Genomic DNA, 24,778 nt, shown 5'->3' with positions numbered 1-24,778 from the left:
CCGGGAGTGAAGGATACCGTGATTAAAGGAGGATTAAAGATGAAAGCGCTGTGCCCGGTTTCATCTTTCCTTATATATAGGCAGGAAGGTGTAGTGCCGCAGGGATAACGATATTTGCCTGTACCGGCCTTTTCACGGGCTTGCCCGCGAAAGGGCCGGTACAGGTTTCACATCACTCCAAGGCAGCCGCCGGCCCGAAGAACTCATAACGGCTCTGCTGCTCCGGCACACCCAGGCCCTTCAGCTGGCGCTTGACCGCGGCCATGAAAGCCTTGGGCCCCAGGAAGTAGGCATCCACATCACGCTCCTGCGGCAGCCATTCGGCCAGCAGGTCTTCGCTCAGCAAGCCCACGGCATCGGCTGCAGCGCCACCTTCTGGCTCGGCATAGCAGTAGAAGCGCTTGAGTTGCGGATGACGCGCTGCCAGCCCATCGATCCAGTCACGGAAGGCATGCACCGCGCCGTTACGCGCACAGTGAATGAAATGCACCTCACGGCGGGTTTGCAACGCTGCCTGCAGCATCGCCAAGGTCGGAGTAATGCCTACGCCACCGCTGATCAGCACCAGCGGCTTGTCGCTGGCGGCCAGGGTAAAGTCACCCGCCGGCGGGAACAGCTGCAGGGTATCGCCCACCACCAGCTCATCGTGCAGGTAATTGGAGACCTTGCCACCCGCCTCGCGCTTGACGCTGATCCGGTACTCCTTGCCATCGCACAGCGCCGACAGGGAGTAGTTACGGCGCTGCTCGGCGCCGTCGATGTCCAGCTTCACGCCGATGTACTGGCCAGGCTCGGCCTTGAGTACCGGTTTGCCGTCCACCGGGGCAAAGTAGAACGAGACGATCTCGCTGCTTTCCTGCTCGCGGCGCACCAGGCGGAATTCGCGAGTACCGCGCCAGCCGCCTTCGGCCTCTTCCTTCTCTTTATAGAGGTTCTCTTCAGCACCAATCAGGATGTCGGCCAACTGGCCATAGGCCGCACCCCAGGCATCGATCACGGCAGGGGTGGCGATGTCCTTGCCAAGCACCTCCTCGATGGCGCGCAGCAGGCAGCTGCCGACGATCGGGTAGTGCTCCGGCAGAATCTGCAGGGCAACATGCTTGTTGATGATCTGCCCGACCAGGCCACCCAGTTGTTCCAACTGGTCGATATGGCGGGCATACATCAGCACGCCGTTGGCCAGCGCACGCGGCTGGTCACCGCTGGCCTGGTGGGCCTGGTTGAACAGCGGCCGTACCTCCGGGTACTCACTAAGCATCATCTTGTAAAAGTGAGTGGTCAGTGCTTCGCCGCCGCTTTCCAGCAGGGGTACAGTGGCTTTGATGATTGCACGTTGTTCGGCATTGAGCATTGCAACAACTCCTGAGCCTGTGGCTTCAAATGACTGTTCCTGCTACTACAGCAATCGTGCCAACTTTTATCGCCCGCAAAATCAGGGGTTTGACGCAGGTCATGTCAAAACGACCCACCCCAGCGTATAGTCATATCGACCTACAGGAGTCCATATGACCACAAAGCCGCTGCTGACCGCCCTGCTGCCTCTGGTAAGCGACCTGTCCCGTGATTTGCCCGACCAGGAACGCTACCGCCGCCTGCTGCAGGCCATGCGCAGCCTGCTACCGTGCGATGCTGCCGCACTGCTGCGCCTGGATGGTGAATGGCTGGTGCCGCTGGCAGTGGATGGGCTGAGCCCGGACACCTTGGGCCGGCGCTTCCGGGTCAGCGAGCACCCACGGTTCCAGATACTGCTCAGCCGCCCGGAACCCACCCGCTTTGCCAGCGACTCCGAACTGCCCGACCCTTACGACGGCCTGGTCAACGCCACCGATGCCGACCTTGAAGTGCACGACTGCATGGGCTGCCCGTTGATGGTCGATGAGCGCCCCTGGGGCCTGGTCACCCTTGACGCCCTCACCCCCGGGCAGTTCCAGAGCCTGGAGCTGGACGCCCTGCAGGCCTTCGCCAGCCTGGCTGCCGCCACCGTTACCGTGGCCGAGCGCATCGAGCACCTGGCCCTGCGCGCCGAAGACGAACACCACCGCGCCGAGATCTACCGCCAGGCCAGCGGCCAGGATAAAGAGCTGATTGGCCAAAGCCCCGCGCACAAACGCCTGGTAGAGGAAATTCGCCTGGTCGGTGGCAGTGACCTGACCGTGCTGATTACCGGCGAAACCGGCGTCGGCAAGGAGCTGGTGGCCCAGGCCCTGCACCAGGCCAGCAGCCGCGCCGACAAGCCGTTGATCAGCCTCAACTGCGCTGCCCTGCCCGACACCCTGGTGGAAAGCGAACTGTTCGGCCATGTGCGCGGTGCCTTCACCGGCGCGCATGGCGAGCGCCGTGGCAAGTTCGAACTGGCCAACGGCGGCACGCTGTTCCTCGATGAAGTGGGCGAACTGCCCCTGACGGTGCAGGCCAAGCTGTTGCGCGTGCTGCAAAGTGGCCAGTTGCAGCGCCTGGGCTCGGATCGCGAGCACCGGGTGGACGTGCGCCTGATCGCCGCTACCAACCGCGACCTGGCTGCCGAAGTGCGTAACGGCAACTTCCGCGCCGACTTCTATCACCGCCTCAGCGTGTACCCGTTGCACGTGCCGCCGTTGCGCGAACGTGGACGGGACGTGCTGCTATTGGCTGGCTATTTCCTCGAACAGAACCGTTCACGGTTGGGTCTGAACAGCCTGCGCCTGAGCAATGAGGCCCAGGCCGCACTCATCGCCTACGACTGGCCGGGCAATGTGCGCGAGCTGGAGCACCTGATCGGCCGCTCGGCACTCAAGGCGCTGGGCCAGCACCCCGACCGGCCACGCATCCTCACCCTCGAAGCCATCGATCTGGACCTGCGCGTATCGCCGGCAATGCCAGGTTCGCCGCCCTCCCCCGCGGCCCCGTCGCCAGCGGCCACCCTGCCTGAAGGCGGCCTGCGCGAAGCGGTCGATATCTACCAGCGCCAAGTGATCGAGGCCTGCTTGCAAAAGCATCAGGACAACTGGGCAGCAGCGGCGCGTGAGCTTGGCCTGGACCGCGCCAATTTAAGCCGATTGGCCCGCCGGTTGGGGCTTCGCTGAGACCTACTCACAAAAGGATTAACCCAGAAAGCCATCTGGTTGCTTCCACCCTGGCTGCTATATCTCCCTAACCACCCCATTCTCGACTGCCTGGTCGAGGCTGTGCGTAAAAAGCCCGGAAATGGCTCTGCTACGCAGGTTGTGGCCCGAACAGTCGGGCCGGGGGATCCGGATACCAGCAGGGAGCATCCATGGACAACATCGTCGTCGCCGATAAGCAATCCGAAGTCGCCACTCAGAGCGCCTGGGGCAACATCAATCTCAAAGGGCCAGGCGTCGTGCAGATGCCGGTATCGCCCGACAAGGTGGCCACCGTTACCCAGCGCGGGCAAGACTTGATCGTGACCCTGAAATCCGGTGAAAAGGTCACCATCGGCAACTTCTTCGCCGTGGACCAGGCCGGGGTTGGCAGCGACATCGTCTTCGTCGGCGAAGACGGCACCCTGTGGCACGCCCAGTATGACGCGGCAGCGTTCACCGGTTTCACCTTCGAGGACGTGGCTTCGCTGGACGAACTGGTTGCAGGGATCGGCACCGCCGGTAGCGCCATGTCGACCTTCGCGATTGCCGGGCTCAGCCTGCTCGGTGTCGGGGGTGTGGCGGCTGCGGCCAATCACAGCGGTGGCGGCAGCAGCGGTGGCTCGGACCCTGACACCACAGCACCGGCCACGCCCATCGACCTGCTGGTTTCGCCGGATGGCCTGCGCCTGACCGGCCGCGGCGAAGCGGGCACCACGGTGAACATCCGTGACGCCGCCGGCAACCTGATTGGCAGCGGCACCGTGGCAGCCGACGGCAGTTTCAATGTGGCGTTGAACCCGCCACAGATCAACAACGAAAACCTTGAAGTCACCCTGACCGATGGCGCGGGCAATGTCTCGGCGCCCGGCACTGTCACCGCCCCGGATGTGACGGCGCCGCTGGCACCGACCGACCTGGTCATCGACGCACAGGGCACCACCCTTACCGGGCGTGCCGAACCGAGCTCGACGGTTTCGGTACGGGGCACTGGCGGCGTGCTGCTGGGCACTGGGGTGGCCGGTGCGGACGGCCAGTTCAGCATAACCCTGCAACCGCCACAAACCGACGGCCAGGCCCTTGAAGTCAGCGCGGCAGACGCGGCCGGCAATACGTCGCCTGTGGCCAGCGTCACCGCACCCGACGTCGACAACCCTGACACCACCGCCCCCGACCAGCCGACCGATCTGGCCTTGGCCAATGGTGTAACCCTCACTGGACGTGGCGAGCCCGGCGCCACCGTGCAGGTGCGTGATGCGGCCGGCAACCTCATCGGCAGCGGCCTGGTGAATGCCGACGGTAGCTTCAGCCTTACGCTTTCGCCTGCCCAGGCCAACGGTGAAGCCTTGGATATCCGCCAGGTCGACGCCGTCGGCAACAGCTCGATACCGCTGGAATTCACCGCCCCCGACATCACCCCGCCCGATGCTGTCAGCAATATTTTGGTTGGCCCGGGTGGCGCGGCGCTCAGTGGGCGTGGCGAACCGGGTGCCACCGTCGAAGTGCGCGATGCCAACGGCACCGTGATCGGCACGGGCGTGGTCGGTGCCAACGGCACTTTCCTGATCGACCTGAATCCCGCCGCGCAGCCGGGTGAACACCTGAGCCTGGTGCAGACCGACCCAAGCGGCAACGAATCCGTGGCCCTGGAGTACGACGTTCCGCTGACCACCGCCCCTGATAGCCCGAGCAATCTGGCCATCGATGCCGACGGCACAACGCTCACCGGTACTGCGCCGGCTGGCAGCCGCGTGGAAGTGCATGATGCCAACGGCACCCTGATCGGCAGCGCCATCGCCAATGCCGATGGCAGTTTCAGCATCGAACTGAATCCGGCCCAAGCCAATGGCGAACTGCTGGACGTGGTCGCCATCGATGGCAGCGGCCTTTCGTCGCTGCCAGCGCAGGTCACCGCACCGGACATCACTGCGCCAGCTGCACCAACCGAACTGACAGTCAATGCCAACGGTACTGTGGTTACCGGCCGCGCCGAACCGGGCAGCACCGTGCGCATCCTCGCACCAGACGGAAGCGAGCTGGGCAGCGCCGTGGTCGGCCCGACTGGCGTGTTCAGCATCAACCTGACTCCGCCACAAGTAGACGGCGAAGTGCTGCAAGCGACCGCCACCGATGCCGCTGGTAACACCTCTGTGGCCAGTTCGGTCACCGCGCCGGACATCGATGGGGTCGATACCACGCCACCAGATGCCCCAACCAACCTGGTCATCGGCCTGGCCGGCAGCCAACTCAGTGGTCGCGGCGAAGCCGGGACCACCGTCCAGGTGCGAGACGCCGCAGGCAACATCATCGCGAACGGCACCGTCGGCCCGGATGGCACCTTTACCGTCACCCTGGACCCTGCCGTCATTGACGGCAGTAGCTTGCAGGTGACCCTCACCGATGCTGCTGGCAACGTGTCGCAGCCAGGCTCGGTCACCTCGGCCGACCTGCTGCCGCCCGCACAACCGACAGACCTGGCCCTGGCCGACGGCGTGACCTTCACCGGGCGCGGTGAGCCCGGCGCCACTGTGCAAGTGCGCGACGCTGCAGGTACGGTCATCGGCACAGGTATCGTCGGTGCCGACGGCCTGTTCAGCCTCACCCTGTCGCCTGCCCAAGCCAACGGCGAAGCGCTCGACGTGCGCCTGGTGGATGCTGCCGGCAACACCTCGGCCCCGCTGCAGTTCGATGCGCCGGACATCACCCCGCCCGAGGCCGTCAGCAACATTACTGTCGGTGCCAGCGGCCTGGCCCTGAGCGGCCGTGGCGAGCCGGGTGCCACCGTCGAAGTGCGCGATGCCAACGGCAACGTGATCGGCACGGGTGTGGTCGGTGCCAACGGCACCTTCCTGATCGACCTGAATCCCGCCGCGCAGCCGGGTGAACACCTGAGCCTGGTGCAGACCGACCCAAGCGGCAACGAATCCGTGGCCCTGGAGTACGACGTTCCGCTGACCACCGCCCCTGATAGCCCGAGCAACCTGGCCATCGATGCCGACGGCACAACGCTCACCGGTACCGCGCCGGCTGGCAGCCGCGTGGAAGTGCATGATGCCAACGGCACGCTGATCGGCAGCGCCATCGCCAATGCCGATGGCAGTTTCAGCATCGAACTGAATCCGGCCCAAGCTAATGGCGAACTGCTGGACGTGGTCGCTATCGATGACAGCGGGGTGTCCTCGCTGCCAACACAAGTCACTGCACCCGATATCACTGCGCCTGCGGCCCCGACCGAACTGGCCGTCAGTGCTGACGGTACGGTGCTCACCGGCCGTGCCGAACCCGGTAGCACGGTACGTATCTTGGCAGCCGATGGCACTGAACTAGGCACTGCCGTGGTCGGCCCGACCGGCGTGTTCAGCATCAACCTGACTCCGCCACAAGTAGACGGCGAAGTGCTGCAAGCGACCGCCACCGATGCCGCTGGTAACACCTCTGTGGCCAGTTCGGTCACCGCGCCGGACATCGACGGCGGTGATACCACGCCACCAGATGCCCCAACCAACCTGGTGATCGGCCTGGCCGGCAGTCAACTCAGTGGTCGCGGCGAAGCCGGGACCACCGTGCAGGTCCGCGATGCGGCAGGTAATCTACTGGCCACCGGCACTGTCGGCCCGGATGGCACGTTCGTGGTAGCCCTGAGCCCCGTGGTGAACGACGGCAGTACCCTGCAAGTCACCTTGACCGATGCTGCTGGTAACGTTTCCCAACCGGGCTCGGTCACCTCAGCCGACCTGCTGCCGCCCGCACAACCGACAGACTTGGCCCTGGCCGACGGCGTGACCTTCACCGGGCGCGGTGAGCCCGGCGCCACTGTGCAAGTGCGCGACGCTGCAGGTACGGTCATCGGCACAGGTATCGTCGGTGCCGACGGTCTGTTCAGCATTTCCCTGTCGCCTGCCCAAGCCAACGGCGAAGCGCTTGACGTGCGCCTGGTGGATGCTGCCGGCAACACCTCGGCCCCGCTGCAGTTCGATGCGCCGGACATCACCCCGCCTGCTGCGGTGAGCAACATTACCGTCGGTGCAGATGGCCTGGCACTGAGCGGCCGTGGCGAGCCAGGTGCCACTGTCGAAGTACGCGATGCCAACGGCACTCTGATCGGCACGGGTGTGGTCGGTGCCAACGGCACCTTCCTGATCGACCTCAACCCAGCCGCGCAGCCGGGTGAACACCTGAGCCTGGTGCAGACCGACCCGAGCGGCAACGCCTCCGTGGCGTTGGAGTACGACGTACCGCTGACCACCGCCCCCGATAGCCCGAGCAACCTGGCCATCGATGCCGACGGCACAACGCTCACCGGTACCGCGCCGGCTGGCAGCCGCGTCGAAGTGCACGATGCCAACGGCACGCTGATCGGCAGCGCCATCGCCAATGCCGATGGCAGTTTCAGCATCGAACTGAACCCGGCTCAAGCTAATGGCGAACTGCTGGACGTAGTCGCTATCGATGACAGCGGGGTGTCCTCGCTGCCAGCACAAGTCACTGCACCCGATATCACTGCACCTGCGGCCCCGACCGAACTGGCCGTCAGCGCTGACGGTACGGTGCTCACCGGCCGTGCCGAACCCGGTAGCACCGTACGTATCTTGGCAGCCGATGGCACTGAACTGGGCACCGCCGTGGTCGGCCCGACCGGCGCGTTCAGCATCAACCTGACCCCGCCACAAGTAGACGGCGAAGTGCTGCAAGCGACCGCCACCGATGCCGCTGGTAACACCTCTGTGGCCAGTTCGGTCACCGCGCCGGACATCGATGGGGTCGATACCACGCCACCAGATGCCCCAACCAACCTGGTCATCGGCCTGGCCGGCAGTCAACTCAGTGGTCGCGGCGAAGCCGGGACCACCGTGCAGGTCCGCGATGCGGCAGGTAATCTACTGGCCACCGGCACTGTCGGCCCGGATGGCACGTTCGTGGTAGCCCTGAGCCCCGTGGTGAACGACGGCAGTACCCTGCAAGTCACCTTGACCGATGCTGCTGGTAACGTTTCCCAACCGGGCTCGGTCACCTCAGCCGACCTGCTGCCGCCCGCACAACCGACAGACTTGGCCCTGGCCGACGGCGTGACCTTCACCGGGCGCGGTGAGCCCGGCGCCACTGTGCAAGTGCGCGACGCTGCAGGTACGGTCATCGGCACAGGTATCGTCGGTGCCGACGGTCTGTTCAGCATTTCCCTGTCGCCTGCCCAAGCCAACGGCGAAGCGCTCGACGTGCGCCTGGTGGATGCTGCCGGCAACACCTCGGCCCCGCTGCAGTTCGATGCCCCCGACATCACCCCGCCCGATGCTGTCAGCAATATTCTGGTTGGCCCGGGTGGCGCGGCGCTCAGTGGGCGTGGCGAACCGGGTGCCACCGTCGAAGTGCGCGATGCCAACGGCACCGTGATCGGCACGGGTGTGGTCGGTGCCAACGGCACCTTCCTGATCGACCTGAATCCCGCCGCGCAGCCGGGTGAACACCTGAGCCTGGTGCAGACCGACCCGAGCGGCAACGAATCCGTGGCCCTGGAGTACGACGTTCCGCTGACCACCGCCCCTGATAGCCCGAGCAATCTGGCCATCGATGCCGACGGCACAACGCTCACCGGTACCGCGCCGGCTGGCAGCCGTGTCGAAGTGCACGATGCCAACGGCACGCTGATCGGCAGCGCCATCGCCAATGCCGATGGCAGTTTCAGCATCGAACTGAATCCGGCCCAAGCCAATGGCGAACTGCTGGACGTGGTCGCTATCGATGACAGCGGGGTGTCCTCGCTGCCAGCACAAGTCACTGCACCCGATATCACTGCACCTGCGGCCCCGACCGAACTGGCCGTCAGCGCTGACGGTACGGTGCTCACCGGCCGTGCCGAACCCGGTAGCACCGTACGTATCTTGGCAGCCGATGGCACTGAACTGGGCACCGCCGTGGTCGGCCCGACCGGCGCGTTCAGCATCAACCTGACCCCGCCACAAGTAGACGGCGAAGTGCTGCAAGCCACGGCGACCGACGCGGCCGGCAATACATCGCCAACCAGCGTAGTCACAGCACCGGACATCGATGGGGTCGATACCACGCCACCAGCAGCCCCGACCGACCTGGTCATCGGCCTGGCCGGTAGCCGGCTGAACGGGCGCGGCGAGCCAGGCACCACCGTCGAGGTACGCGATGCCGCAGGTACTGTGCTGGCCACTGGCACCGTCGGCGCCGATGGCAGCTTCGTAATTACCCTGGCCCCTGCCGTAAATGACGGCAGCACCCTGCAAGTGACCCTGACCGATGCCGCCGGGAATGTTTCGCAACCGGGCTCGGTCACCTCGGCCGACCTGCTGCCGCCCGCACAACCGACAGACCTGGCCCTGGCCGACGGCGTGACCTTCACCGGTCGCGGTGAGCCGGGCGCCACTGTGCAAGTGCGCGACGCTGCAGGTACGGTCATCGGTACGGGTATCGTCGGTGCTGACGGCCTGTTCAGCCTCACCCTGTCGCCTGCTCAAGCCAACGGCGAAGCGCTCGACGTACGCCTGGTGGATGCCGCCGGCAACACCTCGGCCCCGCTGCAGTTCGATGCGCCGGACATCACCCCGCCCGATGCTGTCAGCAATATTCTGGTTGGCCCGGGTGGCGCGGCGCTCAGTGGGCGTGGCGAACCGGGTGCCACCGTCGAAGTACGCGATGCCAACGGCACCGTGATCGGCACGGGCGTGGTCGGTGCCAACGGCACTTTCCTGATCGACCTGAATCCTGCCGCGCAGCCGGGTGAACACCTGAGCCTGGTGCAGACCGACCCGAGCGGCAACGCCTCCGTGGCGTTGGAGTACGACGTACCGCTGACCACAGCCCCTGATAGCCCGAGCAACCTGGTCATCGATGCCGACGGCACAACGCTCACCGGTACTGCGCCGGCTGGCAGCCGCGTGGAAGTGCATGATGCCAACGGCACCCTGATCGGCAGCGCCATCGCCAATGCCGATGGCAGTTTCAGCATCGAACTGAATCCGGCCCAAGCCAATGGCGAACTGCTGGACGTGGTCGCCATCGATGGCAGCGGCCTTTCGTCGCTGCCAGCGCAGGTCACCGCACCGGACATCACTGCGCCAGCTGCACCAACCGAACTGACAGTCAATGCCAACGGTACTGTGGTTACCGGCCGCGCCGAACCGGGCAGCACCGTGCGCATCCTCGCACCAGACGGAAGCGAGCTGGGCAGCGCCGTGGTCGGCCCGACTGGCGTGTTCAGCATCAACCTGACCCCGCCACAAGTAGACGGCGAAGTGCTGCAAGCGACCGCCACCGATGCCGCTGGTAACACCTCTGTGGCCAGTTCGGTCACCGCGCCGGACATCGATGGGGTCGATACCACGCCACCAGATGCCCCAACCAACCTGGTCATCGGCCTGGCCGGCAGCCAACTCAGTGGTCGCGGCGAAGCCGGCACCACCGTGCAGGTCCGCGATGCCGCAGGTACTGTGCTGGCCACTGGCACCGTCGGCGCCGATGGCAGCTTCGTAATTACCCTGGCCCCTGCCGTAAATGACGGCAGCACCCTGCAAGTGACCCTGACCGATGCCGCCGGGAATGTTTCGCAACCGGGCTCGGTCACCTCGGCCGACCTGCTGCCGCCCGCACAACCGACAGACCTGGCCCTGGCCGACGGCGTGACCTTCACCGGTCGCGGTGAGCCCGGCGCCACTGTGCAAGTGCGCGATGCTGCAGGTACGGTCATCGGCACGGGTATCGTCGGTGCTGACGGCCTGTTCAGCCTCACCCTGTCGCCTGCTCAAGCCAACGGCGAAGCGCTCGACGTACGCCTGGTGGATGCCGCCGGCAACACCTCGGCCCCGCTGCAATTCGATGCGCCGGACATCACCCCGCCAGCGATCGTCAGCAATATCGTGGTCGGCGGTGACGGCCTGGCCCTGAGTGGTCGCGGCGAAGCCGGCGCCACCGTGGAGGTGCGCGATGCCAATGGCACCTTGCTCGGCAGCGGCGTGGTCACGGCCAATGGCACCTTCCTCGTCGACCTTTCACCCGCCGTGCAGCCAGGCGAGCAACTGAGCCTGGTACAGACCGACCCAAGCGGCAATGCCTCTGCGCCACTGCAGTTCGAAGTGCCGGTCACCACTGCACCTGCCAGCCCCACCGACCTGGTGTTCGCCGAGGACGGCAGCAGTATCAGCGGTACGGCACCTGCCGGCAGCCGTGTGGAAGTGCATGATGCCAACGGCACGCTGATTGGCAGTGTGATAGCGGGCCCCGATGGCAGCTTCACCGTCACCCTCGCCCCAGCCCAGGCCAATGGCGAACTGCTGGATGTGCTGGCCATCGATGGCAACGGCGCTGCGTCGCTGCCGGTGCAAGTCACCGCGCCAGACATCACCCCACCGGTTACCCCGAGCGAACTGGTGATCAATGCCGACGGCAGCGTGGTCACTGGCCGCGCCGAGCCGGGCAGCACCGTACGCGTGCTGGCCGCCGACGGCACCACCGTGCTGGGTAGCGTGGTCGTTGGCGCTACCGGCAGCTTCAGCATCACCCTCGACCCGCCACAGGTAAACGGCGAGGTGCTGCAAGTCACTGCTACCGATGCGGCGGGCAATGCTTCCACCGCTGGCAGCCTTACCGCGCCAGATATCGACGGCGGCGACACCACCCCACCGGATGCCCCGACCAACCTGGTGATCAACGCTGCCGGCAACCAGCTGAGCGGTCGTGGCGAAGCCGGTGCCAGCGTTCAGGTGCGCGATGGCGCTGGCACCGTAGTGGCCACGGGCACGGTCAACCCGGATGGCACTTTCGCCATCACGTTGAGCCCAGCCATCACCGACGGCAGTACCCTGCAAGTCACCCTGACCGACGCTGCCGGTAACGTCTCGCAACCCGGCGCTGTCGCCGCGCCAGACCTGCAGGCCCCGGCGCAGCCAACCGAGTTGGCCCTGGCCGATGGTGTCACCTTCACCGGCCGTGGCGAGCCCGGCGCCACCGTGCAGGTGCGCAATGCCGCCGGCAGCCTGATCGGCACTGGCCTGGTCAACGAGGACGGCACTTTCACCGTCACCTTGTTCCCGGCCCAGGCCAATGGTGAAGCACTGGACATTCGCGTGGTGGACGCCGCTGGCAACAGCTCGACGCCGCTGGCGTTCACCGCACCGGACATTACCCCGCCAGCCGCCGTCAGCAATATCGTGGTCGGCGCCGATGGCCTGGTGCTCAGTGGCCGTGGCGAGGCCGGTGCCACCGTACAAGTACGTGACGCCAACGGCACTGTCATCGGTACCGCCACCGTTGGTGCCAACGGCACCTTCCTGATCGACCTCGACCCCGCCGCGCAGCCGGGCGCTCAATTGAGCCTGGTGCAGACCGATGCCAGCGGCAACGCCTCCGTGGCCCTGCAATATGAAGTGCCGGTAACCACCGCGCCAGCCAGCCCAGGCGACCTGGTTGTGGCTGCGAACGGCAGCAGCATCACCGGTACAGCGCCGGTGGGCAGCCGGGTGGAAGTACACGATGCCAACGGCACGCTGGTCGGCAGTGTGGTGGTGGGTGCTGGTGGCACCTTCACCGTCATCCTCAACCCGGCACAGGCCAACGGCGAGCTGCTGGATGTGGTGGCCATCGACGGCAGCGGCGCTTCGTCGCTGCCTGTGCAAGTCACCGCGCCAGACATCACCCCACCGGTTACCCCGAGCGAACTGGTGATCAGTGCCAACGGCAGCATGGTCACCGGCCGCGCCGAAGTGGGCAGCACCGTGCGCGTGCTGGCCGCCGATGGCACCACTGTGCTGGGTAGCGTGGTGGTGGGCGTCACCGGCAGTTTCAGTATCACCCTCGACCCACCACAGGTGAATGGTGAAGAGCTGCAAGTCACCGCCACCGACGCAGCCGGCAATGCCTCCACCGCCGGCAACATCACCGCGCCGGACATCGACGGTGGCGATACCACGCCACCAGATGCCGCCACCAACCTGGTAGTCGGGCTGGCCGGCGCCCAGCTCAATGGCCGTGGCGAGGCCGGTGCCAGCGTGCAAGTGCGCGATGCCCAGGGCACTGTACTGGCCAGCGGCACGGTTAACCCCGACGGCACCTTCCAGATCACCCTCAACCCACCGGTGAAGGATGGCAGCACCCTGCAAGTGGTGCTGACCGACGCCGCTGGCAATGCCTCCACACCGGCTACGGTGGTTACCCCAGACCTGCAGGCCCCGGCCCAGCCGACCGGCCTGGCCTTGGCCGACGGTGTGACCCTGAGCGGCAGCGGCGAGCCAGGCGCGACCGTGCAGGTACGCGATGCCTCGGGCAACCTGCTCGGTACCGGCCTGGTCAACGAGAATGGCAGCTTCAGCGTCACCCTGTCGCCGGCCCAAGCCAATGGCGAAGTGCTCGACGTCCGCCTGGTCGATGCCGCTGGCAACGTTTCTTCCCCACTGCAGTTCGACGCCCCGGACATCACCGCGCCCGCCGTGGTCAGCAACATCGTGGTCGGTGCCGACGGCCTGACCCTGAGTGGTCGCGGCGAAGCCGGTGCCAGCGTGGAGATACGCGATGCCAATGGCACGCTGATCGGTAGCGGCACCGTGACTGCGAACGGCACCTTCCTGATTGGCCTCGACCCGGCAGCGCTGCCGGGTGAACGCCTGAGCCTGGTGCAGACCGACCCGAGCGGCAACGCTTCCCAGGCCCTGACCTACGACGTGCCACTGGTGGTCACGCCGACCAGCCCAAGTGAACTGGTGGTGGCCGCTGACGGCGGCAGCATCAGCGGCGCTGCCCCGGCTGGCAGCCGCGTGGAAGTGCACGACGCCAACGGCACGCTGGTTGGCAGCATCGTGGTCGGTGCCGAGGGCACCTTCACCGTGGTGCTCACGCCGGCCCAGGCCAATGGCGAGTTGCTGGACGTCGTGGCCATCGACAACAACGGCACCTCGTCGCTGCCGGTGCAGGTCACCGCACCCGACATCACGCCACCTGTAGCGCCGAGCGACCTGGCAATCAATGGCGACGGTACCGTCGTCAGCGGCCGCGCAGAAGCCGGCAGCACCGTGCGTGTGTTGGCCGCCGATGGCACTACTGTGCTGGGCAGCGTCGTGGTGGGGGCCAGTGGCGCCTTCAACATCGGCCTCACACCGCCACAAGTGGCGGGCGAACAATTGCAAGTGACCGCCACCGACACCGCAGGCAATGCCTCCACGGCCGGCACAGTCACCGCACCGATCGTGGACAATGGCGGCGACACCACGCCACCGGCGCCGGCCACCGACTTGGCCATCAGCAACGATGGCCGCACGGTCTCCGGCCGTGGCGAAGTGGGTGCCACTGTAGAAGTGCGCAACGATCAGGGCCAAGTGCTGGCAAGCGGCACCGTTCAGCCCGATGGCAGCTTCAACGTGCAACTGCCAAGCCCGGTGGTGGATGGCTCGGCCCTGCAGGTGACCCTGACCGATGCCGCCGGCAACGTCTCCACGCCCAGCCCGCTGACAGCGCCAGACCAGGTGGCACCACTGCAACCGACCGGCCTGGTGCTGACCAATGGCGACAGCCTCGCCGGCATTGCCGAAGGGGGCGCAAGGGTGGAGGTGAAAGATGCCTCGGGCAACCTGATCGGCAGCGTCATCGTCGCACCGGATGGCAGTTTCAGCCTGACCCTCGACCCGCCACAGGCCAATGGCGAAACCCTGTCCATCACCGTGACCGACGCAGCAGGCAACACCTCGGTGCCGCTGAGCTACGTGGCCCCGGACATTACCGCACCGACGATCGTCACCGAGGTGGTGGCAGGTGATGGCAGCCTAACCGTGTCTGGCCGTGGCGAACCCGGTGCCACGGTGGAGGTACGGATACGCAGGGCGCCGCCCTTGGTAGCGGGATTGTCGGGCCAAACGGTACCTTCGTGGTCGATCTGGATGTACCACTGACCGCAGGCCAAACCATCGTCCTGGTGCAAACCGATGCCGCCGGCAATATCTCGGTGGGTGTCAGTGTGATCGTTACCGATACACCGCGGCCCGAAAGCCCGAGCGACGTGGTGGTGGCCGCTGATGGCTCCAGCGTTTCCGGTACCGCACCGGCAGGTACGCAGGTGCAGGTGCGTGACGCGCAGGGCAATGTGCTGGGCAGCGTCCAGGCCGGCCCGGATGGCAGTTTCACCATCGGCCTGACCCCAGCCCAGGCCAACGGCGAGGCTCTTGCTGTCGTGGCGGTCGATGGCGCTGGCAACAGCTCGCTGCCTACCCCGATCACCGCCCCCGACATCACCCCGCCCAATGAGGCCAGCGAACTGCAACTGAGCGCCGATGGCGGCCTGCTCACCGGCCGTGGCGAACCGGGCACCACCGTGCAGGTCATCAGCGCCGACGGTACCGTGCTGGGCAACGCCCAGGTCGGTGCCGATGGCGTGATCAGCGTGGTCCTGACCCCGCCGCAGACCGACGGCCAGGAGCTGGACGTGGTACTGCGCGACGCTGCCGGCAACAGCTCGACCGCCACCATCGTCGCGCCCGACACCGATGGCCCGCTGCAACCCTCGGGGCTGGCCATCGATACCGCTGGCCTTCACCTCACCGGCCAAGGTCAAAGCGGTTCCATCGTCACCGTGCGCGACGCCAACGGCAACGTGCTCGGCACCGCCACCGTGGGCGGCGACGGCCGCTTCGACGTCACCCTCAATGCAGCACAGCGCAATGGCGAAAGCCTGACCGTCGAAGCCACCGACACCCAGGGCAATAGCGCCGGGCCGGTGAACTTCACCGCACCGGACTCAACCCCACCGCAAGTAGTCACCAGCCCTGCCATCGACGGCACCGGCACCACGGTCACCGGCAACGGCGAACCGGGCGCCACCGTTACCGTGCGCGGGCCAGATGGCAGCGTACTGGGCAGCACGCTGGTCGGCGCTGGCGGCGCGTTCGAAATCACCCTCGACACGCCGCAGACCAACGGCCAGGCACTGACCGTGGAGCAACGCGACGCCGCTGGCAACCTTTCGGCGGCAGTCGACTTGGCGGCACCGGATACCCAGGCACCCGATATACCTACCGGCCTGATCCTGGCTAGCGACGGCAGCAGCCTGAGCGGCAGCGGCGAGCCAGGTGCGCAGGTGACCGTAACCGGCACTGGCGGCGCAGTACTGGGCACCGCAACGGTCCAGCCCGATGGCACCTTCCAGGTCACAATCGACCCGCCTCAGCTCAACGGCCAGACGCTGTCTGTCACCCAAGCGGACAATACGGGCAACGGCTCACTCGCGGGCACCGTGACCGCGCCTGACCTCGAGGCGCCACTGCCGGCGCAAGGCCTGGGCCTTGACCCTACCGGCACGCAGCTCAGCGGCCAAGGCGAGGCTGGCAGCACCGTAGAGGTACGCAACGCTGCAGGCGATTTGCTGGGTACCATCCAGGTGGGTGCAGGCGGCACATTCGAAGTGCCGCTTAGTCCCGCCCAGACCAACGGCGAAGTATTGTCCGTGGTGCTGATCGATGGCGGCGGCAATGCCTCGCCCTCGGCCAGTTTCACCGCTGACGACAGCACGGCGCCAAACGCGCCGGCCGGGCTCACCATCACCCCAGGCGGCAGTGCCATCCAGGGTACCGGTGAAGCAGGCGCCACGGTTGAAGTGCGGCTTACCGATGGCACGCTGGTAGGCACCATCGTGGTACCCGTAGGCGGAAGCTTCACAGTGCCACTGTCGCCCGCCCAGCTGGACGGCCAGGCCCTCAACGTGACCCTGACCGATGTGGCTGGCAATGTATCGCAGCCCGGCCAGATCAATGCACCGGACATCACGCCACCGGCACTGCCCACCGACGTGGCCGTCAGCGGCGATGGCACGGCTGTCACTGGCAACGCACCTGGCGCCACCTCGGTGACCGTGAACGATGGGGCCGGCAATGTGGTCACCGTCGCGGTCAACCCGGACGGCAGTTTCAGCGTGCCGCTGAATACCCCGCAAAACAATGGCCAGACCGTGACCGTGGTGGTGACCGACGCAGCCGGTAACAGCTCGGCGCCGGTCCCTGTCACCGCCCCTGACACAACCAACCCGGAACCTGCGACCGGCCTCACCGTGAGCCCGGACGGCAGCACGGTCGGCGGCACCGCCGAGCCTGGCAGCACAGTGGAAATCCGCAACCCGGATGACACCGTGCGCGGTACGGCAACCGTGGGGCCGGACGGCACCTTCGTGGTAGAGGTCGACCCACCGCTGACGACAGGCGAAACGGTCGATGTGGTCGTGATCGACCCTACCGGCAACCAATCGCCCGAAGTATCGCTGGCTGGCCCGGCCGGTACCGAAGCGGCCACGCCGTCGGCCCTCTCCATCAGCGCCGACGGCTTCCTGCTGACCGGCCAGGGCACGGTCGGCTCGCTGATAACCGTGACCTCCGGGGGCGTCACCCTGGGCACCGCCACGGTCGGCAGCGACGGCACCTTCCGAGTGTTCTTCCAGAATGCCCAGCTCAATGCCCAGACCTTGCAAGTCAGTGCCAAGGTTACCGTCGATGGCCTGCCTTCGGTGCCAGCCATCATCGTGGCCAATGACACCACGGCACCGAACGCACCGACCCAGGTAAACCTCAACGCCACCGGCAGCACGCTGACCGGTCAGGGCGAAGTGGGCGCAACCGTGCGCGTGACAGACGCGCAAGGCACTTTGCTGGGGACTACCACCGTCGGCAGCAACGGCCTGTTCAGCATCAGTTTCTCGCCAGCTGTGGCCAATGGACAGAACCTGATCGTCACCCAGGCCGACGCCGCCGGCAACGTTTCGCTTGCAGCCACCCTGCAGGCACCCGACCTGCAGGCACCGCTTGCAGCCAGCAACCTGAGCCTCAACAGTGCGGCCACCGTGCTCAGCGGGCAGGGCGAAGCCGGTGCCAGCGTTACCGTACGCGATGCCAGTGGCGCGATCCTGGCCACCGGCACGGTCAACCAGAGCGGCCAGTTCCAGGTCACCCTGCCCAGCGCGCAGGTCACCGGCAGCCCGCTGCAAGTCACCCTCAGCGATGCTGCGGGCAACGTGTCCGGCCCGGCCAGCCTGGCCACGCCAGACCGCACGCCACCCACGGCCATCAGTAACCCGCTGTTGAGCCAGGACGGCCGGCAGCTGTCCGGCAGCGGTGAAGTGGGCGCTACCGTGCAGGTACGCAACGCCGCCGGCACCGTGCTCGGAACCGCCACGGTGGGCGCCGACGGTCGCTTCACGGTGACCTTCGACACCCCGCAAACCAGCGGCCAGCCCATCGGCGTTACGCAAGTGGATGCCGCCGGCAACACTTCGCCAGCGATCAACGTGCCAACCCCGGACCTCACCCCGCCAGCGCCGCTGACCAACGTGGCGCTGAACAACAACGGCCTGACCCTGACTGGCCTGGGCGAAGCCGGCGCCACGGTCACCGTTCGCGGCCCGGACGGCACCATCATCGGCACCGGCCTGGTGGCAGCCAATGGCAGCTTTACCCTTACCCTCAACAGCGCCCAGCTCAACGCCCAGCACCTGAGCGTCACCCAGACCGACGCGGGCAACAACACCTCCACCCCCGTGGCCGTCACCGCGCCGGACTTCACCCCACCTGCGGCGCCGACAGCCCTGGCCCTGTCCGGTACCGGGCTGCAACTGACCGGTAACGCCGAGGCCGGCAGCACCGTGACCGTGCGCGATGCCAGCGGCAATGTGCTGGGCACTGCGTTAGCCAGCAGCAACGGCACTTTCCAGGTCACCCTGAACAGCGCCCAGACCAATGGCCAGACCCTGCAAGTGACCGCCACTGACGCCGCCGGCAACGTGTCGACGGCCGCGCCTTACACCGCCGCCGATACCACGCCACCAGCAGCCGTGACCAACCTGGCGGTCTCCGCCAATGGCGTCACCCTGACAGGCAACGGCGAGGCAGGCGCAACGGTTACCGTACGGGCACCGGACGGTACCGTGCTGGGCAACGCCACGGTCGCGGCGGACGGTCACTTCAGCGTGACCTTGTCGCCGGCCGCGATCACGGGTGAAAGCCTCAGCGTGGTTCAAACCGATGCTGCACAGAACGTTTCCCCTGCGCAAAGCGTCACCGCGCCGGGCGTGCTGGCACCGGCCACACCGGACAACCTGGTACTGGCGGCCGACGGCCTGTCGGTGACCGGCACCGCCGCAGCGGGTAGCACGGTCAAGGTGTATGGCCCCAATGGCGTACTGCTGGGCAGCAGCCCGGTCGCCAACGACGGCACCTTCACTGTCAACCTGGGCAGTGCCCAGGCCAATGGCGAAGTGTTGCAAGTGAACGCCACCGGCAGTGACGGCGCAGTTTCGCTGCCGGCTACCTTGCAGGCGCCGGACACCACGGCGCCGCAACCACTGACCAACCTGGTGCTGTCCAACGACGGCCTGGTGCTCAGTGGCCACGGTGAGGCAGGCGCGACCGTTACCGTGATTGGCGAAGGCGGTATCGACCTGGGTACCGCCCTGGTCGACGCCAACGGCAACTTCAGCGTCAACCTGAGTGCTGCGCAGATCAACGGCGAACAGCTCAGCGCCAGCCAAGCCGATGTGGCCGGCAACGAGTCCAATAGCGTCAGCCTGACAGCCCCTGACCGCGTCGCGCCGGATGCTGCTGGCAACCTGGCTTTTGCCGGGGGTGGCAGCCTGCTCAATGGCACCGGCGAAGCGGGTGCGGCTGTGCGTGTTATCGCCGCCGATGGCACGGTGCTGGGCAATGCCACGGTGCGACCCGATGGTACCTTCCAGGTCAACTTCACCTCGCCTCAAGCCAACGGCCAACAGGTGCAAGTGGTGCTGACGGACGCCGCTGGCAACCAGTCTGCCGCCAGCGCCATTACCGCCCCCGATACCACACCACCAACAGCACCCAGCGAACTGGCCGTTTCCGGTGATGGCGTCACCCTCACCGGGCGCGGCGAAGCTGGCGCGCTGGTAACCGTGACCAACCCGGCAGGCGAGGCCATTGGCAGTGCCACCGTCGATGCCAGCGGCCACTTCACCATCACGCTGAACCCTGCGCTGGGCAACGCCGAGCTGCTCAGCTTCACCCAGGCCGATGCGGCCGGCAACGTGTCGCCAGTGGCCACCCTGCAGACCCCGGACTTCACCCCACCGGCGCCGCTCACCCAAGTGGTGATCAATGCCGACGGCAGCGTGGTCAGCGGCCTGGGCGAAGCCGGTGCGACGGTGATCGTCAGCAACGCCGCGGGGGTCGTACTGGGCACGGGCACCGTGCTTGCCGACGGCAGCTTCCACGTCGAACTGTCTCCTGCACAAATCAACAATCAGACACTGTCGGTGCTGCAGGCCGACCCACCTGGCAACGTCAGCCTGCCGGTCAATGTGCAGGCGCCGGACCTTACGCCGCCTACCGCGGCAACCGAGCTGCGGCTCAATGCAGCGGGCGATGAACTGGTTGGTGTCGGCGAAGTGGGCGCCACGGTGCGCGTGTACGTCGGCACTACGCAGATCGGTACCGCCGTGGTGGCAGCCAATGGCACCTTCGTGGTCGAGCTGACGACAGCGCAGCTCAATGGCCAGGTTCTGCAAGTGACCCTGACCGATGCCGCCGGCAACGTCTCGCCAATCAGTTCGGTCACGGCGGTTGACACCACGCCACCGGCCACCGTGATTGCGTCCATCAACGACGGCGGCACACAAGTGGTGGGTACCGCTGAAGCCGGCACCCGCGTCACCGTGATCAACAACAATGGCGACCTGCTCGGCCAGGTGACGGTCGACCCGGACGGCACCTTCGTCCTTGACCTGAACCGCCCGCAAATCAACGGCGAGACACTGACCATCATCGCCCAGGACGCCACCGGCAACCCGTCGGCGCCACTGACAGTGACTGCGCCAGACCTGACGCCACCCGTGCAGCCGACCAACCTGCTGCTCAACCCTGCAGGTACGTCGATGACGGGTACGGCCGAAGCCGGCACCACCATCACGGTACGTGGCCCGAACAACAACATCGTAGGCACGGTGGAAGTCGGTGAAAACGGCCAGTTCACGGTGCCGATCAGCCCGGCGCAGAACAACGGCCAGCTGCTGACGGTGGTATCCACGGACGATGCCGGCAATGCTTCGGTGGCTGTCCCCTACCAGACCAATGACACCTCGCCACCCGACGTGGTAACCAACCTGGCGATCAACAACGCCTATAACGTGCTGACTGGCAAGGGCGAAGCCAATGCCACAGTTACCGTCAGTTTCGGCGGCGTCGTGATTGGGACGGGAGTGGTGGATGCCGCTGGCAACTTCCAAGTAGCGCTTTCGCCAACACCGGGCTCAGCCGCAACCCTGACAGTGACACAGTCCGACGGTATCAACACGTCTGCGGTCGCATCGTATGTCACCCCGCTGATCCCGCCACCGGAGCCACCTACCAACGTGATACTGGGCGGCAACGGCCTGACCTTGACGGGCAGTGCAACTACCGGCGCAAGCATTCGCGTCTACGATGCCGCAGGCAACCTGATCGGCTCAGGCGTGGCTAACCTCGGCGGCACCTTCACCTTGACGCTGAATGCGGCACAGCTCAATGGCCAACACATCTCGGTGACGGCAGTATCGCTGCTGGGCGGCGAATCGCAGCCGGTCTTCCTGCAAGCGACTGACATTACACCACCGGCCAATCCGCTGGTGACCGGCTTGTCCATCAATGGCCTGGTGCTGACCGGCACGGGTGAAGCCGGTGCCACGGTGACAGTGCGCGACGCCAGCAACAACGTGCTCGGCACCGCGCTGGTGAATGGCGGAGGCGTGTTCACCGTCAACCTGAACGCCGCGCAACTCAACGGCCAGGTACTGGGCGTGAGCCAGGCTGACGCCGCGGGCAATGTGTCCGGCAGTACCAGCTACACCGCCGCCGACCTGCAGCCACCTGCCGCGCCGAACAACGTCACCATCAACGGCGCGGGTACCGTACTCACCGGTAACGGCGAAGCAGGCGCGATCGTCACGGTCCAAGGCCCGAGCGGTCAGGTCGGTACTGGCGTGGTCCTCGCCAATGGCACCTTCAGCATTACGCTGACGTCGCCACAGAACGACGGGCAATTGCTGGTAGTGCGCCAGTCGGACGCTGCGGGCAATTTGTCGGCCAGCACCAGCTTGACCGCACCGGACACCACCCCGCCCGCCGCCCCGCTGGCCACCATCAACGCCAACGGCACCGCGGTCAGTGGTTCTGGCCAGATCGGCAGCACGGTCACCGTGCGCAACAGCGCCGGCACCGTGCTGGGAACCGCGACGGTGGGCAGCAACGGCCTGTTCGTGGTCAGCCTGACGGCGGCGCAGATCGACAACCAGGCGCTGAGCGTCACCCTCACCGACAGCGCCGGCAACGTGTCCACCAGCACGGGGCTGACCGCACCGGACCTGACCCCGCCTGCGGCTGCCGGCAACCTGCTGTTCAGTGCCGACGGCAGTACCCTCACCGGTACTGGCGAAGTGGGTGCCACCGTGACCGTACGCAGCGCCAGCGGTACCGTGCTGCAAACCGCAACGGTGCAGGCCAACGGTACCTTCAGCGTGACCCTGAGCCCGCCTCAGGACAACGGCCAGGTCGTCTCGGTGACCCTCAGCGACCCGCGCGGCAACGTGTCGGGCAACGTCAACGTCACCGCGCCGGATGTGGATGCCAACGCGCCGGTCATCGCCAGCGACAACCTGGCCACGGCCACGGTCAACCTGGCACCGGTCACCGCCACCAAGACCTACACCGACAGCTTCACCACGCTGCTGTCTGGCTTCACCAAGACCTACACCTGGACGGTGGCGGCCGGTACCACGGCCGACCCGACCCTGACACTGACCACCAACAGCGTGCTGGCCCTGCTCAACAACTCCAGCTTCACCCTGCAGGTGAAAGACGCCAGCGGCGCCTGGGTGACCATCGCCACCGGCAACACCCAGGGGTTGCTCGACCTGATCGTGCTGCCGCTTGGCCTGCAGGTGGATATCGGCGTGCTGCAAGCCGGTGACTACCGCCTGACAGTCGGCAGTGGCGGCATTGGCCTGGTCACCAACGTCACCACCTCGCTGGACATCACCTCCACTAGCCTGACCCAGTTCACCGGCACCGGCACTGCCACCTCGGGCAACGTCATCACCGATGTGGGCACCGACGGCGCCGTGGACGCCCGTGGCCCGGACAGCGCCGCCGTGCTGCAAGTGTTGAAAAACGGCAGCTACGTCTCGGCCGGTACGTCCACCACGGTGCAGGGCCTGTATGGCACCCTGGTGATCAGTGCCGACGGCAGCTACACCTACACGCCGAACGGCAGCCCGAACAGCGTCGGCAAGGTAGACGTGTTCAGCTACCAACTGGTGCACCCGAACGGCCTGTCCGATACCGCCAACCTGTACGTGCGTATCGACAGCCCGCAGGCCAACGAGGTGTGGAGCAACATCAACTACGCAGCGCCCGCCACGGTGGTCGACGCGGTCAACGATGTCGGCTTCAGCCACCTCACCCTGGCCAACCGGGTGGACACCAGCAGCAGTACGCTGGGTTCGCTGAGCCTGCCCTTGGTTGGTTCGCGCCAGGCGACCTACACCACCACGGTGGCCGCCGATACCACCGCAAACCTACAGGTGGTGGTCAACTCCACCAACCTGTTGAGCTTGCTCAACGGCACCACCATCGAACTGCTCAAGCTCAACCCGGCCACCGGTCAGTACGTGCTGGTGCAGTCGGTGCCGGGTGGTTCGCTGATCAGCCTGCTGGGTGGCGGCGCCGGCTATACCTTCCAGAACCAGGGGGCCGGCACCTACCACGTACGTGTCACCGCCGGCGGCATCGGCCTGCTCAGCTCCATCACCACCAGCCTGAACGCCACCACCACGCACCTGACCGAGTTCGTGGTCAGTGGTGCAACGGCAGCTACCGGTAACCTGCTGACTGACGACAACGTAGGTTCGGCACTGACCGTGCTGAGCGTGCTGACAGCGGCCAACACCTACACCATCCCGGGCTACAACGGGGTGAGCGTTGCCGGCACCTATGGCACCTTGCTGGTGCATGCCGACGGCAGTTACACCTACACCCTCAACGCGGGGCTCACCTCGGCGGCGGTCGGCCAGCATGACACCTTCACCTACGAGCTGACCCACCCCAACGGCACCACCGACACCGCAACGCTGACCATCAACCTGGACAATGCCGCCGGCCTGGTCACGACTACATCGCTGCTGGCCGACAGCGGTGACGAAGCCGTGGCGCTGGCCAGCCTGGCAGCCGCCACCGATGTGATCGCCGGCACCGACGGCAACGACCACCTCGATGGCAGCCAGGGTGGCCACATCACCCTGCAGGGTGGTGCGGGTGACGACACGCTGGTGGTGGTCGACCAGAACTTCGCCAGCGTTGACGGCGGCACGGGGACCGACACCCTCCTGTGGGGCGGCGGTGATGCCAGCATCGACCTGGGCAATCTGGCCGGGCGGGTGCACGACATCGAAATCATCGACCTCAACGACACCAGCTCGGTGGCGCTGACCCTCAACCTGGCGGACGTGGTGGCAATCACCGAAACCGGCACCGACACCCTGGTCATCAAGGGGGACGACAAAGACTCGGTTCACATGACGGACAACTGGACGCTGGTCGGGAACCAAACCGTCGACGGCATCGACTATAACCAATACACGGCTCAGGAGGATCCAAGCCATCACCTGTGGGTACAGAACGGTATCCATGTGGTCTGAAGCCGCTGCAAACCCGCCGAGC

The 24,778-nt window shown here is 66.3% G+C and carries 2 protein-coding genes and 1 pseudogene; 2 read left to right on the top strand and 1 reads right to left on the bottom strand.

The genetic code is table 11. From position 1 onward, the window contains the following. Nucleotides 1–172: 172 nt before the first annotated feature. Nucleotides 173–1,351 carry an NO-inducible flavohemoprotein gene (hmpA, locus tag AB5975_14500; protein ID XDR22880.1) on the bottom strand — a complete coding sequence of 393 codons (1,179 nt, stop codon included), beginning with the start codon at nt 1,349–1,351 and terminating at the stop codon, nt 173–175. Nucleotides 1,352–1,505: 154 nt separating this feature from the next. Between hmpA and norR the strand changes: the two genes are divergently transcribed. Both norR and AB5975_14490 read left to right on the top strand, forming a co-directional pair. Further along, entirely contained in the window at nt 1,506–3,062 is a 1,557-nt protein-coding gene (norR, locus tag AB5975_14495) for a nitric oxide reductase transcriptional regulator NorR (GenBank protein ID XDR22879.1), read from the top strand. A 191-nt stretch (nt 3,063–3,253) separates the two neighbouring features. Next, a pseudogene (locus AB5975_14490) lies at nt 3,254–24,756 on the top strand (BapA/Bap/LapF family large adhesin). The last annotated feature ends 22 nt before the right edge of the window (nt 24,757–24,778 follow it).

Origin of the sequence: Pseudomonas putida, assembly GCA_041071465.1 — a bacterium.
Lineage (GTDB): Bacteria > Pseudomonadota > Gammaproteobacteria > Pseudomonadales > Pseudomonadaceae > Aquipseudomonas > Aquipseudomonas putida_P.
This window is presented reverse-complemented; position numbering and strand designations above follow the sequence as displayed.